General features: G+C 35.7%; 8 protein-coding genes. 4 read left to right on the forward strand and 4 right to left on the reverse strand.

Annotated elements, in window-relative coordinates:
- Positions 1-144: 144 nt before the first annotated feature.
- Positions 145-2,034 carry a molecular chaperone HtpG gene (gene htpG, locus AC6CHH_RS06275; protein ID WP_498280877.1) on the reverse strand — a complete coding sequence of 630 codons (1,890 nt, stop codon included), beginning with the start codon at positions 2,032-2,034 and terminating at the stop codon, positions 145-147.
- A 147-nt stretch (positions 2,035-2,181) separates the two neighbouring features.
- Between htpG and AC6CHH_RS06280 the strand changes: the two genes are divergently transcribed.
- The 4 genes from AC6CHH_RS06280 (at position 2,182) to smc (ending at position 7,750) form a co-directional block, all read left to right on the forward strand.
- Positions 2,182-2,757 (forward strand): suppressor of fused domain protein, encoded by a 576-nt coding sequence (locus tag AC6CHH_RS06280; protein ID WP_498280879.1) that lies wholly within the window; start codon positions 2,182-2,184, stop codon positions 2,755-2,757.
- A gap of 108 nt (positions 2,758-2,865) precedes the next feature.
- The gene (locus tag AC6CHH_RS06285; RefSeq protein WP_498280881.1) at positions 2,866-3,552 is read left to right on the forward strand and encodes a hypothetical protein; all 687 of its coding nucleotides are present in this window, start codon (positions 2,866-2,868) and stop codon (positions 3,550-3,552) included.
- Between the two features lie 62 nt (positions 3,553-3,614).
- Complete coding sequence (locus tag AC6CHH_RS06290; RefSeq protein ID WP_498280883.1) at positions 3,615-4,103, forward strand: DUF6882 domain-containing protein; 489 nt, start codon at positions 3,615-3,617, stop codon at positions 4,101-4,103.
- A gap of 101 nt (positions 4,104-4,204) precedes the next feature.
- Positions 4,205-7,750, forward strand: coding sequence for a chromosome segregation protein SMC (gene smc / locus AC6CHH_RS06295; RefSeq protein WP_498280885.1), 3,546 nt, complete (start codon positions 4,205-4,207; stop codon positions 7,748-7,750).
- A gap of 84 nt (positions 7,751-7,834) precedes the next feature.
- On the opposite strand, the gene AC6CHH_RS06300 is transcribed toward smc, so the two are convergent.
- The 3 genes from AC6CHH_RS06300 to AC6CHH_RS06310 form a co-directional block, all read right to left on the reverse strand.
- Positions 7,835-10,165 (reverse strand): S9 family peptidase, encoded by a 2,331-nt coding sequence (locus tag AC6CHH_RS06300; protein WP_498280887.1) that lies wholly within the window; start codon positions 10,163-10,165, stop codon positions 7,835-7,837.
- Positions 10,166-10,334: 169 nt separating this feature from the next.
- Positions 10,335-13,733, reverse strand: a complete 3,399-nt coding sequence (locus tag AC6CHH_RS06305; protein WP_498280889.1) for a 3-keto-alpha-glucoside-1,2-lyase-like domain-containing protein — start codon at positions 13,731-13,733, stop codon at positions 10,335-10,337.
- Positions 13,734-13,746: 13 nt separating this feature from the next.
- Positions 13,747-15,015, reverse strand: coding sequence for a Gfo/Idh/MocA family oxidoreductase (locus AC6CHH_RS06310; protein WP_498280891.1), 1,269 nt, complete (start codon positions 15,013-15,015; stop codon positions 13,747-13,749).
- Positions 15,016-15,391 lie beyond the last annotated feature (376 nt).

The following is a 15,391-nucleotide window of genomic DNA, read 5'->3' on the forward strand; positions in this document are numbered from 1 at the left end:
TATGGGGAAATAAATGTACAATTGAATTAGGTCTTCAAATCTGATGATGATCAGCTGAAGAACTAATCGCAATACAAATGCCCTCAAATTGCATATACAAAGCAATCTGAGGGCATATTCAAAATCAAAAATAAATAGTTTTGATTAAATCAAATCTACACTGCGTTTCACAAACGCGGTAAGTTCACTGCCCGTTAACAAACCCCTAGAGAGTAAGGCAAGATCAAAAGCTTGTTTTGCTAGTTTCTCACTCTCTGAATCTTGAGATTCAATAATTCGTTTCACTAAAGGGTGATTGCCATTTACGGTAACTTTATAATTATCCGGAAGAGTTCCATAGAAACCCATCCCCCCACCATTTTTAGCCATATCTTTCATACGGCGCATAAATTCGTCCAAAGTAACAGAAACCGGCAAGTCATTTTCCGCCAAGGCATCCACTTCAACCTTCATATCTGCCCTAGAAATCGCTTTTTCGAAAATTTCAGTTGCTTTTTTACTTTCTTCTTCAGAAAGCACAAGTTCAATTTTTTCATCCTTTTGGATTAATTTATCGATTACATCTGCATCCACACGTTTCAATTGAACCTTCTCTCCACCCTTCTGTTCTAAATACCCCGTAAAGTGCGTATCCAGTGGTCCATCTAAATTTAATACATCATAATCTTTTGCTTTTGCTGAAGAAATGAAACCATCTTGCTGTGCTTTATCATTGGTATAGATATATATGATGTTACCGTCTTTATCGACTTGTATATCCTTTACTTTCTCGTAGTATTCCTTTATGGTAAATGCTCCTCCATCCACGTTTTTAAGCATACAGAATTCATTTGCTTTTTCGGCAAACTTCTCATCGCTTAACATACCGTATTTAATGAATAGACCAATGTCATCCCATTTTTTCTCAAACTCTTTACGATCAGATTTGAAAAGTTCCTGTAATTTATCAGCAACCTTTTTTGTAATGTAATTATTGATTTTCTTAACATTACCGTCTGCCTGTAAAAATGATCTTGAAACATTCAATGGAATATCTGGTGAATCAATCACCCCTTGCAATAACATCAAAAATTCTGGAACAATATCCTTGACCTCATCGGTAATAAATACTTGACGAGAGTATAATTTAATCTTATTACGTTGAATTTCTAACTCGTTTTTGATTTTAGGGAAATAAAGTATACCCGTTAAATTAAATGGATAATCTACATTTAAATGAATCCAAAACAATGGTTCATCCGTAGAATATGGATATAATTCATGGTAGAAATCCAAGTAATCTTGATCAGTGAGTTCTGAAGGAGCCTTTGTCCAGGCTGGATTCGTATTGTTGATAATATTATCAACTTCTACAGTTTTATATTTTGGTTTACCTTCTTCATCCTCTCCATCCGATTCAGAGGTAGATTTGGTTCCAAAACGAACTGATACTGGTAAAAATTTCGCATACTTGTCTAGAATCTGTTGAATTCTCGATTTGCTCAAAAACTCGGAAGATTCTTCATTGATGTGAAGAATTACATCTGTTCCTCGTGTACTTCTGCTCCCAGTGGTAATCTCATAGGTTGTACTGCCATCACAAGTCCAATGTGCTGGCTCTGCACCTTCTTGGTAAGATAATGTATCGATCTCGACTTGGTCTGCAACCATGAAAGCAGAATAAAAACCTAAACCAAAACGACCAATAATTTCATTGGCATCTTTAGCTTCTTTAAACTTCTCCATGAATTCAGTAGCTCCCGAGAATGCAATCTGATTGATATACTTTTTGATTTCTTCGGCAGTCATACCAATACCGTTATCTGAAATGGTAATGGTTTTCGCTTCTTCATCAAGACGAATATCAACTGTAATCTCTCCCACTTCACCGGCATATTGGCCCAATGAAGCAAGGCGTTTTATTTTTTGCGAAGCGTCAACAGAATTGGAAACCAATTCACGTAAAAAGATCTCGTTATCCGAGTATAAAAACTTCTTAATCACCGGGAAGATGTTCTCGGTATGGATGGAAATTGTACCTTTCTCTTCTTGCATATTTTTAATTATTATTTTTCATTTATAAATTACAGTTATACACTATCAAGGAATATTCCATACTTTTTATTAAGTCAATTTGACAGATTATGCTGTAATTTTTGCATAAAGTAGCTACTTTAGCATGTAATTAAAGTCAAAAATTGCATGAAATTAAAAAAACCAGACTTTTTAAAATCTCCCTTGGAACATTATCGTGATAGTGTTGAACTTTTCATGCAGGACAAAGCACAGGTGTTTCGCGAAAAAAGTGTAAAAAAAAGACTGCCTTTGGTCTACACATTAGTTTTTGCAAATAAGAAAAACCGACCTCTAACCTCATTTTCTTATGGGGTATCATTTGCCAATCATCCCGATCAATTTAACAAAGTTGAGTTATGCCTTCAAATGAATTCTGAAGATTTAGCGTGGGCTCACATTGTTGGTTATCTTAGTAATCAATTAAGAGGAGACTGTCCATTTCAAACGGGAGAAATTATCCGACTAGGCCAAAAAATCAGTCAGGAATCCCAATTAAATGCATTCATAGTAGCTCAAGCGAAAATACCTGGTATTACCAATCCAGTTAAAGACAGTAGAAAAAATACAACAGGCATTCATTTAGTGGAGTTGATTCCAATCTACGAAAGCGAAATTGTAATCATTCAAAAAATTGGTCTAACCGGTTTTTTGAATGCTATAAAACAAGAGAAATTGAATCCGAATCGTAAAGCTATCGGATAACCGTCTGTTTTTTTTTAGTCTAGTGTAGCATTTTGTTTACCAGCTTCGTTTTTTAATTGAACGTTCAAATAAAATAAATTTAGTTAGGACATAAAATTATTAAACGAGATGAAAAAATTTAGCTTTATTGCACTTTGCATAATTTCTGTATTTTCCTTAGCCAGTTGTCTTAAGGATGATGATACAGATCCTGTTCCAGTATCGATAGTATCCATTTGGAATTTTTACAATCATGCATCCCCTGTATATTACGAGGCTGATGGTCGTACAATCGATCGTTACGACGGAAGATACAAAGGATACACCAACTTTATGGCAATTCCCGGTAATAAAAACATTAAAGTTTTTAGAGATTCGGACAACAAAGAATTAATTGACACAACCTTAACTTTCGTAGATACTATTTCTTATAGCACTTTTGTTTATGGGCAGCTTGAGCAAGCCAAATATTTCAGAGCTACCGATGTTGGCGTTGAGGACCTTGGAACAAAAACTGGGGTTCGATTTTTACATTTAGCCACTGGCGTAGATAAAGTAAATTTTAAAATTGGTGACCAAACGATTGAAGGTCTATCTAACCGTACTATAGAGGATGAGGATAGCACCTCGGAATCTCAAAAATTTAGAATCTCCAACTCAGGAACATTCGCTATAAAAGCTACTGATGAAAACGGAACAGTGATTGTAGAGCGAGAAAACATTAAACTGACAGAAGGAACTTACATGAATTTTGTCTTAGTGGGCGTTAAAGGAAGCACCGATTTCCCGGTTCAATTGCTATATACAATTTATTAAAAACAGCTTTCCTTCAATATATTAAATAGCCCTACTTCGGGCTATTTTTTTTATTTTTGGATATGGACATGCATAGCAAAAAATACGAAAAACCAAAGATTGATGAAACCTTTCGTGTACTACACGAAAAAGCACATGAATTTATAAGCGACCAGCATGAATATCTGCAGCAAGATTATGGATTTGGAAATTTTGATCGATATACCCTTGATCTGGAAAATTCTATCATCACTTTCCTAAAACATGAACAACCCACTCTGAGAATGACTTACCAAATTGTTGGTTCTTTGGAAGATAAGGATTCCATATGGAGTTGGCGCTGGGCAGATCCTCTAGCAAATGAAAAAGAAATAGAAGAACTAGAGATCATAAAAAAATATGGAGGTTTTTACGATTTCAATTACCTAACCCTTTCTAGTTGGAATTCAAGTATACAGGAAGCTTGGGCACTTACTGCCATTTCAGCTTATTTGAGAACTGCCAAAGGTATTTTCAAGCTACAACAAGCTCAGCATTCCAGCTTTATTTACTTTAAAGAAGTCCTTTCTTAACTTATCTCTCTGGTATTGAGCCGTGTCCAAAAACAGGTATTTCACAGGTTGATGGAATTCATTAATTTCACACACATTTTTTATTTTGGATTAAAGAGCGAATGCAATTAACAAAGCTAGAGATTAAGGGTTTTAAAAGTTTCGGAGATAAAATTATCATCAATTTCAACCAGGGGGTGACTGCTATTGTTGGACCTAATGGTTGTGGTAAATCAAATGTTGTAGATGCCATACGTTGGGTTTTAGGTGAACAGAGTACACGAACGTTAAGGTCCGAAAAAATGGAAAACATTATTTTCAACGGGACTAAAAACCGTAAACCCTCCAATCTTGCAGAAGTTTCATTAACTTTTGACAATACAAAAAATATTTTACCTACAGAATTCACAACCGTAACAGTTACTAGAAAACTTTTCAGAACTGGGGAGAGTGAATATCGGCTCAATGATGTTAAGTGTAGGCTTAAAGACATAACAGACTTGTTCTTGGACACTGGTATCGGTGCCGACACTTATTCTATAATTGAATTAAAGATGATCGATGAGATTATCGCCAATAAAGATAATTCGCGTAGAATTCTTTTTGAAGAGGCTTCAGGTATTTCAAAATATAAGATCCGAAAAAAACAGACACTTTCCAAATTAAAGGATACCGAATCAGATTTATCCAGGGTGGATGATCTTTTGTTTGAAATAAACAAAAATCTAAAGTCATTAGAAAACCAAGCTAAAAAAGCAGAGAAATATTATAGTTTAAAACAAGAATATAAAAAAGCGAGCATTGATCTGGCTTATTATAAATTAGAAGGTTTCCAAAACGATCTTCAACAGATTACTCAGAAGGAAACTAGTCAAGCAGAGCAGTTAAAGGTACATCAAACTCAACTTCAAAAAAATGAGACTGAGTTAGTCCAGTGTAAAGAAGAGATTTTAGCGAAAGAGAAAAATCTTGCTATCCAACAAAAAGCGACCAATGAAATAATCAATATAATTAGGTCTCATGAATCTGAGAAAAAAGTAAAAAACACACAATTATCACATTTACAGGAAAAGGAAACTAGGCTAACGAATGATTTAAACAATGATAAATTAGAACTTACCCAAGTTCAGCAGCAAATTAAAAGGTTACATGAAGAGTTGTTTATTGAGCAAAAAAAGCTGGAAGATGATCATCAAAATTTAAGTGAGAAATCGTTTGAATTAGAAGAGCTTCGAGCTCAGCAGCAGAATTCTAAATTAAAATTGGATTCATTGGTCAAACAAAATAACGAATCTCAAAATAAAATATATAAACTAGAAAAGGAGATGGCGGTTCTGGGAATACAAAAAGAAGCGCTTGAACAAGAATCTTTAAGAAACCTAGGAGATACAGAATCCAAAGAACTGGAATTAACGCAGTTCAATAAAACAGTCGCTGAATTACAAGAGCGTGTTCATCTTCAACAAGATCAATTTGAGCAATCCATGAACACGGAAACAGAAATTCAGAATAAAATTGCCAATGCACAGCAACAAGTAAATCAGATTGCGCAAGAATTGAGTAAAGAAATCCGGACGGTAGATGCAAAACAGAATGAATACAACTTGACAAAATCTCTTGTCGATAACTTAGAAGGTTTTCCTGAATCCATTCGGTTCTTGCGAAAGAATGCCGGTTGGAAAAAAAATCCTCCTTTATTTTCTGATATATTGTTTTGCAAGGAGGATTACCGGGTAGCTATCGAGAATTTTTTAGAACCCATCATGAATCATTATGTGGTGGAAACAAAAACAGATGCCATTCAGGCTATTAAATTATTGAGCGATTCCTCTAAAGGAAGAGCTAATTTTTTCGTATTAGAGGCTATTCAGGAAATTAAAAACCTTGACAATACACAAAATACAGATCATCGATTGATAGCGGTATTGGATATCATTTCAGTAGAGGATAAATACAAGCAATTATGTTATAGTTTATTAAACAATGTTTACATTCTCAAATCAGAGGATGAAATTAATCTAGATACGGATTTACCAATCGATGATCTCGTTATTCTACAAACAGAGGGCATGTATTCAAAGCATAAACTTGGTTTAAGTGGCGGCTCGGTTGGGCTCTTTGAGGGAAAAAGAATTGGTAGAGCGAAAAACATACAGGTCTTACTCAAAGAAATCAAAGCACTTAACATCCGAATTGAATCCTTACAATCCACTCAAAAAATTTATTCAGATCAGATTAATGCGCTAAAAGGAATCTCCCAAAAGGATTTCATTGATGAGCAACGAATCGTATTAAATCGCTTAGAAAACGAGCTTACTGCTGTAAAAACTAAACAAGAACAATATCAAACCTTTATTAAAAATACCCAATCTCGTAAACAGGATATTGAGTTAAAACTCCAAACCGTCTGCTCGGGATTAGAAGAAAAGGAGCCTGAACTAATAAACTTAAAGCGAATTTGTGCGCAAAACGATCTTGCGTTAATCGAATTGAAAGAAGATTTTGATCAGTTTAGTGAATTAGTAGCAGGTAAATCAGATAAATACAATCAACAGAATCTAAATTTCCATCAACAAAAGAATAAAGTCGACAGCATTTCAAGAAATTTAGAATATAGAGAATCCCAAAACGAAAATTTAGAAAATAAAATTGAGAGAAATTCAGCTGAATTAGAAAAAAATAATGAAGAGCTCGGCAACGCGTTGAAGTATGTAGATACAAATGATACCGATCTGGACTCAATGTATCAACAGAAAGAACTTTTAGAACATGGTTTAAAAGAATTGGAAAAGAATTATTACGACGCTCGAGGATTGATTATTAGACTCGAGGATGAAATCCAAAAGGACCGAAAGCATAAAGAAAATTGTGAGGTGTTGATTTCAGAAATAAAGGATGAAAAAACACGTTTACAAATCGATTTAAATGCATTGAAAGAGCGTCTGTCTGTAGAGTTTAACATCAGTCTTCAAGATCTATTGGATGGAGATATTCCTCAAAATAGAGCCTCGTTTTCAGATTTAGAACAAATATGTAGGAAATTCAAAAAACAACTTGAAGATTATGGAAGCATTAACTCAATGGCCAAAGAAACTTTTGATGAAATGAATGAACGTCAGAATTTTATAAAAAAGGAAAAAATGGATTTAATGAACGCCAAGTCCTCTCTTTTAAGCACGATCCAAGAAATTGATCAATCTGCAAATGAAAAATTCATGTATGCTTTTAGTACCGTCCGCGAGAACTTCATTCAGGTATTCCGTTCCTTGTTTAATGAAGAGGATTCTTGTGATCTTGTCTTAACAGATCCCAACAATCCTTTGGAATCTGATATTGATATTATCGCCCGTCCAAAAGGGAAACGTCCATTGTCGATTAATCAATTATCCGGAGGAGAGAAGACCTTAACCTCTACTGCCTTACTTTTTTCCCTTTATCTTTTGAAACCTGCTCCTTTTTGTATTTTTGATGAAGTGGATGCTCCGTTAGATGATACCAATATTGATAAGTTCAACAACATCATTCGGAAATTTTCAAACCAATCTCAGTTCATCGTGGTTTCTCATAATAAACGTACAATAGCAAGTACAGATATCATCTATGGTGTAACAATGATGGAACAAGGGGTATCCAAAGTTGTAGCAGTGGATTTAAGAGACGTAGCCTAGTATTACCATTCCAGGCTACATCTCATATTTGTGATTACCGCTTAATAACAAACTGGATTTCATACTGTTGTATAACGCCAAGGATTATTTTAGCGTTGTTTGAAATAATTTGAAAATTCGTTTGTATTCATCAGTCCAGCTGCTCGGGTGTACAAAGCCATGATCTTCTACCGGATAAACGGCCAACTCCCAATTATCTTTACCTAGTTCAATTAAGCGCTGACTAAGTCTGACAATATCCTGAAACTGTACATTTACATCAATCATTCCATGAAGCATTAATAGGTTTCCTTTTAATTTGTTTGCGAAATATATTGGTGAACTGCGTTTATAGGCAATCGGATCTTGAGCTGGGGTATTTAAAATATTTGCTGTATAGCCATGGTTATAATGGGCCCAATCAGTTACCGAACGAAGAGCCGCTCCTGATTTAAACACTTCAGATTCGTTAAATAGAGCCATTAGGGTTATAAACCCGCCGTATGAGCCACCATATATACCAACATGCTCTGGATTCACTCCATAATGCTCTTTTAAGTATGCTACGCCATCGACTTGATCAGTTAGATCTTTCCCACCCATGTGACGATAAATACCGGTACGGTGGTCTCGACCATATCCAGAACTTGCTGTGTAGTCGATATCAATAACTGTATACCCATTATCGGCTAACAGATTATTAAACATGTATTCTCGAAAATATTGACTCCACCAATAGTGCACATTCTGTAAATAACCAGCACCATGAACAAAAACCACAGCAGGTTTGTTGGGATGTGAATTTTTTGATGGATAAACTCTAGCATACACATCATCTCCATGACGATTTTTAAAGCGAACTAAGTCAGGTTCCATCCAAGGGTAAGAATCGAATTCCTTGCTTGTTGATTTAGTGATTTGTTTTGCCTGAGCTCCTTCTTTGTTTTCTTGGATGTACAATTCCCATGGCTTATTCATGGTTGAATAATTAATGGCTAACCACTTTTCATTTGGGGAAATGATAACCTGATTTCCGCCTTTTGCTGAAGTAATTTGGCTTAGACTTCCTCCTTCCACTGGAATTTTATAGTAGTGAGTGATTCCAGGGTGTTCTTTATTCGCGGTCAAATAAAAATAATTATGATCCCTTGAGAGATCTACAGATTGAACTTCCCAATTCCCTGTGGTAATTTGTTTTTTGGTCTGATTCGATATATCAAACGTATAAACATGGGAATATCCGGATTCCTCACTTTGAAAGTAGAAAGTATTATGATCTATCCATCGTACGTCTTGGGCTATACCTGGTCCTGAGATCCACGCATCATCATGTTGTCTATCCAATAATCGGAGTTCTCCATTCTCTGGATTTAAGTCGAAGATCCAGAAATCTTTATTGTCTTGTGATCGGGCAGTAAGAACAGCATGCTTGCTGTCCTTTGACCATGAAGCCGATCCCCAGAACACCTCCCGGTCTTCGTCTTTCTCCTTAAGCTTTGCCTGCCTTTCAGGATAATCTTTTAAATAGTCTGGTAAATCCTTGATTCCAGGAATTTGTGAAGTTTTTACTTCTACACTTGAATCTTTTTCTACTTGATAAACAAAAAATTTATGATCAGCTTGCTCATTTCCAACTTTGGTCCTCATGTTTAAACCTTCTACGTAGCCAGAGCGGGTTATAAAATCAGGAACGATGGTGTTTTGATTTCCTTCTGCAGGATATACCAATCGATATGAAATATACTCCCCATTCGGGCTCACATTGAGTTCGGTTAAATGGGCGTTGCCAAGAGCAATAATTTTTCTTGATTTACTTAGGTTTTTTGATTCACCTTCCTTAGAATCCTTAAAAACATCAAATAATTCAAGTTGATCTTCTTTCAGCCAGTTATCTTGTTCACTTAAAGTTTGGGTATTTTTATTCGCTGAAAACTTTTGGAAGTTGGTCAGTTGTTTGATTGTATTTTCTTTTAAATTTAATACAAATACATTATTGTCCTTTGTGTAAATCAATTCACCGCTTATCAGAAATCCCAAAGCATATTCTTTTTCGTTCGTTTGGGTAATTCTAACTTTTTTATTGTTCTTTTTATTTCTTAGATACAGATCTCCATCTAATTCATAAACTCCGATAGTTTGATCTGAATTATAAACGATATTGGAAATACTTTGATTATCCGCAATGCTGTCAGTGGATAACTCATATTTCTGATTGGAAATATCCAACCTGTATACTTCATCCTTTGGTTTTGCTTGTGGGTTCCAATCGAAAAAAAGATATCTGCTGTCCTCAGACCACCTGAAATTTGAGGGTGAACTTCCCATCCATTTAGGATCTCTCATGATTTTTTCCACCGTCAATGGAGTTAATTGAGCCAACGCAGAGGTTGCTGTTAAATAAAAGAATAGGGTAATGAATGAAAGTCTTTTTCCCATGAATAATTGATTTTTCTGTTAATCTTACAATTATACGATCTAGTAAGCATAAAGAGTTATATGCTGTTCAATTTTTTACAGTTTAAAATCACAGAAAACAGAAAGAGCCCGGTGTACCGAGCTCTATTCTACATTAAATAATTTGTTCTAGATAAACACTGTACCTCTTCTATAAAGCTTTCACACGAATATTACGTAAGAAAACTTCAGTACCATGACCTAAGAATCCAATATGCCCTGATTTATTAAAAAGTCCCGGATGATTTTTACCATCAGCGGTACCATTTTTGGTTGCCTGAGCTAAATCGCCATCTACGATAACTTTTCCATTAACAGTGACTTTTATTTTATTTCCTTGAATTCGAATCTCTTCTGTATTCCATTCGCCAACTGGATTAAGGGCACCCCGTTTAGCCGCTATAATTCCATAAACAGATCCGTGATATTGATACGGTTTTAAATCATTATAAACTTCAGCTTTGTTATCTAATATCTGGATTTCCATCCCATTGTAAGCAGCATCACCATTGATTGGCGTTCGGATTCCAACTCCATTATTAGCACCAGGAGTTAATTTAAACTCGAAACGATAAATGAAATCTGTATATTCTTTTTTGGTATAAAGATTTGTGCCATACTTAGCATCAGGATTTGAACGAATTGCTCCCTCTTGATTAATTTCGTATGCTGTTGTACTTGTCCATTGATCTAAATTTGTTCCATCAAAAAGCATTTCGAATCCTTCTTTCTTTTCTTGATCACTTAAAGAAAAGATTTCTTTGCGCGGAATTTCTTTGACATAAATATCGCGGTACCATACTCTTGATCCATGCGCTTGAAGTTCAATTTGTTCAGTTGGGAAGATCGATTGATTTCGGTCCCAGTAATTTTCCAAAGGAACATTATCCACTACTAGTTCACCATTTAACCAAACTGAAACGTTCTCACCGACCATTTTGATTTTAAAAGTATTCCAATCTCCTAAAGGATTATCGGCAACCTTACTTGGATCCTTTTTATTTTTCGCATTGTTGTATAGACCACCAGAACCGACCTGAGCACCAACTTCCGTACGACTTACATCCCAGATTTGAACCTGTGGTGTACCTCGTAAGTAAATACCTGCATCTGGTTCTTTTCCATTAGGATCAAGTTTCCAGTCCACCAACATTTCAAAATCACCGTATTGTTTCACTGTGGCAATGTTGTCCCCATGACCGCTAAAAACTAAATCGCCGTCTATAGCAGACCAACTTTCACGCATTTTTTGATCTGCAACAGCCTGTTTCTTAGCTAGTTCATCTTTAGACATCTTTGCGCGAGCAATCGGATTTTCAACCAAGCCTTTCCAACCAGATAAATCTTTACCATTGAATACGGATACATAGCCTGCTTCATTTGGCATCTCAGATAACTGACGAACAATCGCTTCTTTCAAATAAGAGCTTTCGCTACCACTTAGGTTTTCGGCCGCCTTTTCCAAAATAGCGCGGACATCTTTTCCGACAAATTTTGGATTATCCATTGCAATGTTCATGGCCACGTTTGTCGCAGTGGATCCCAATTTAGAATCATCCATTAACTTGCTGGCAAACATTAAAGATTGATAAGTTCCAGTCGATTGTAAATTTCTTAGTGCAGCATTCTTTTGTTCAGTCGTTTGCGCTAAAGAAAAAGCATCTTTCAATAATAGTGTTTTTTGCTCAGGATTAACTTGACTTGCATTTAGTTGTTTTAGTAATCCATTAAAGATACTACTGAATAAAGCAGCGTCTTTTTCTGTTCTTGAGAGACCAATTAAGATTGGCAATGATTCAGCATTTGACCAATTAGCCAACGATTGAATAGCCTGCTCTTTCAAAGGTCCATTGGAATTAACATAATTCTGAACTGCCTTTAAAGCTTCAGCTCCCCCTACACCAGCAAAAATTGGAAAATACTTGCCTGCTGATGGCGCGGAAGATTTTGAGATATTAGCAGCTAATTTTTGAATCACAGACTCTTTCTCTGGACTTACATTAATCGCTATTATAGCAGCCTTTTGAGCGTCTTTTAACTCTTCAGGATTCGCTTGATCAAATAATGGGATGATAGCATCTAAATTATCCGCATTGACAACATTTGATAATGCCTTGAAAGCAGCCAATCGAACTGCTGGATCTGTGGATTTTGTTAATTCCAAAACAGCTGTCGATGATTTATCATTCCTACGAGTAGACAACACATCTAATAAAGCCAATTGAGTTTTTGCATCTGCTTTCGCTAATGCTTGATTTACCACATCAATAGTTCCTTGGTCTTTTGAGGATAATAATAAGGTTTTAATTGAAGCCAACTCCGCCTCAGAAGAATTTGGAATCTGTTGAATTAAAAACGCTGCGTTTTTGCCATCAGATAACTGAGTCAATGTCTCAAATGCGGCAATTTTTGCTTCTTCATTTTTTAAGGAACCTAAGCTTTTTTCAATCGAAGAAATTGTAGCTGTAGCATCCTTACTAGCTAAAAAAGTAAGTACACTTTCTTGTGCATCACCGTCTAGCTTCTTTAATGAACCAGCTAATTTTTTAAGGTCTTTTGCTGAGGTTTCATTTGCAAGTAAACCTAAAGCCACATTGCGGAGTACTTTGTCCTCGCTAGAAACCAATTTAAGTAATTCTTTTTTCTGCTTTGCAGGAGAAATATCCATTAAAACGGCAAGAGCTCCTGCTTGAATGGTTGATGCTTTTGCCTTTGCCGCGTTATTGTATAAGGTGCTTGCAAAATCACTAGCTTGCTTATCTTTATCTAACTCTGCTAATCTTTGTGCATAATCTATAGATAAACTAGCCACATTGCTTTTATCATATTTATAGCCTGCTTGTTCTACTTTTTGCAGGAACACATCAGCTGAATTATCTCCTCCAATTTTACTTAAAGCAGTCAATCCATTAAATTGGAAATTTTCTGAAGTATATTTCCCAAGAAGTTCAATAATTTTTGCCTCAGCGTCCATTGACCTTAAATCACCTAATGCAGCAATAATAGCTACCGAGGTTCTTTCAGTTGAGGAGCTAGCCAATGCGGTATTCAATGCGGAAGCAGCCTCCGGCGTGCGTATAGCGTTTAATACGCGAGCAGCTTTCTCTGCTAAATCCTGATCTGCTAGATACGGAGCAACTTTATCAATAGCTTCATTTTTAGCACATTGTTTTAGAACTTCGAAAATATATCCCTTGTTATTTTTATCAGTAATTTTATCTAAGGCGGCTATTAATCCATTTACATAAGTCAAACGCTGGTTTTCAAATCCAGGTTGCATCACATAAAAAGCATAAGAATTAGTAGCAAATTCTATAGAAGCATTATTTCCCCCTTGCGGTTTCAATCCAGCTAATAAAGCAGTTACATCTTGGGAGGTAAATCCTTCCAATTCTTTCATTGCTTGTAAAAACTTGTTTTGTTCTTGCGATGGTTGTTGTGCAAGTACGTCTGCGATTTTAGTAGCTGTGGTACGATTGGAAGGTTGTTGCGCATAGGCAGCAACTTGAAGAAATAATAATGCGGTTATCGTGTTAAATACTTTTTTCATGATTGTCTTAGAGTTAGAAAGTCCACGGCCCTCTCATAGGCTGGTTAATTAATCTGTTTGCGGCTTCATCGTCTACAAATTCTTGTTTTGCTGAATCGAATTTCAAGGTTCTGTTCAAACGCAATGCTGCAAGTCCTAGGTTCACTAAAGTACATGAATGGTAACCATTCTCCTCATTCAATGCAAATTTTTCACGAGTACGAACTGCCTCGACAAAATCAGTGACCTGTGGAGCAGGATCTGGATATTGTGACAACTTACGTTCCATGTCTGGAATATCAGAAACAAATCCACGATATAACTTACCATTAGGTCCTTCAATATATGCTTTGCCCTCTTCCGTACCAGCACCATCCAAGATAATCTGACATCCATCAGCATAGGTATAAATGATTTTCCTCCATATACCGACCGCATCAGAATGTTGTTGTGGCGCATCTACTTCAATTTTAACAGGACTTTCATTATCTTTCCCTAGGAAATATTGCACTGGATCTAAGTAATGTTGTCCCATATCTCCTAATCCACCACCATCATAATCCCAATAACCTCTAAAAGTTAAGTGAGTACGGTGTTCGCTATAAGGTTTCTCAGGTGCAGGACCTAACCACATATCATAATCCAATTCTTTTGGAACTTGTTGAACAGGCAAGTTTTCTTTTCCTATCCAATAGAATTTCCAGTCAAACCCGGTATGCTTGCTAATGGTAACCTTCAAAGGCCATCCTAGCATTCCTGTATCTACTAATTTTTTGATCTTTTTCACGGGTACATTCATACCGTAGAAATTATCTTTAAATCGAAACCAAGTATTTAAACGAAAAATATTTCCATGTTGCTTTACAGCTTCTTTTACTATTTTACCTTCACCGATCGTTCTTGTCATTGGTTTTTCACACCAAATATCCTTTCCCGAGCGAGCAGCTTCAACAGCCATTAAAGCATGCCAATGTGGAGGTGTAGCAATATGTACAATATCAACTTCAGGATTTTTAATTAAATCTCTAAAGTCATGGTGCTCTTTGATTCCACCACCTAAGCTCTTTTGAGCCAATGCTAAGTGCCTAGTGTCCACATCACAGATAGCAACCGTTTTAGTACCTGCGTATGCAAAGTGACCCCGTCCCATTGACCCCACACCGATAACACCTTTTGTTAGGTGATCACTCGGTGCTAAGTACCCTTTACCTAAGACAAATCGCGGCACAATCGTAAATGCTGCCGCACCAATTAGCGATTTTTTGAGAAAATCGCGTCTAGAAGAATTTTTTATTTCTTTCATAATATTTATGATTCCATTGGATATAACAAACGATTCAACCTCAAAAAATTACTTCCATTTTTGAAAATAAAATTGAGCTCTATAGGTTTATTGTATCATAAAAACTTTATAAATAGATTTAGTTTACAAGTGTATAAAAACTTTTTATCTTGAAGTTATTCATATAGGCCAAAACTATATTATTTTCAGCCAATTGAAAAATAATATACACTTTTCAACTTAATCAATCGATTGCGTAAGGAAAAAATTACTTGCTCTATCTCAGAAAAATTGTAGTGATCACTATCTCAACGCATGCCAGTAAAAAATGCTTTCAGATACGGATTATTATTGGTCTTGATTAAGATAATTCAACTATTAACAATGAACAATAAAA

The organism is Sphingobacterium sp. GQ94, from assembly GCF_059758715.1.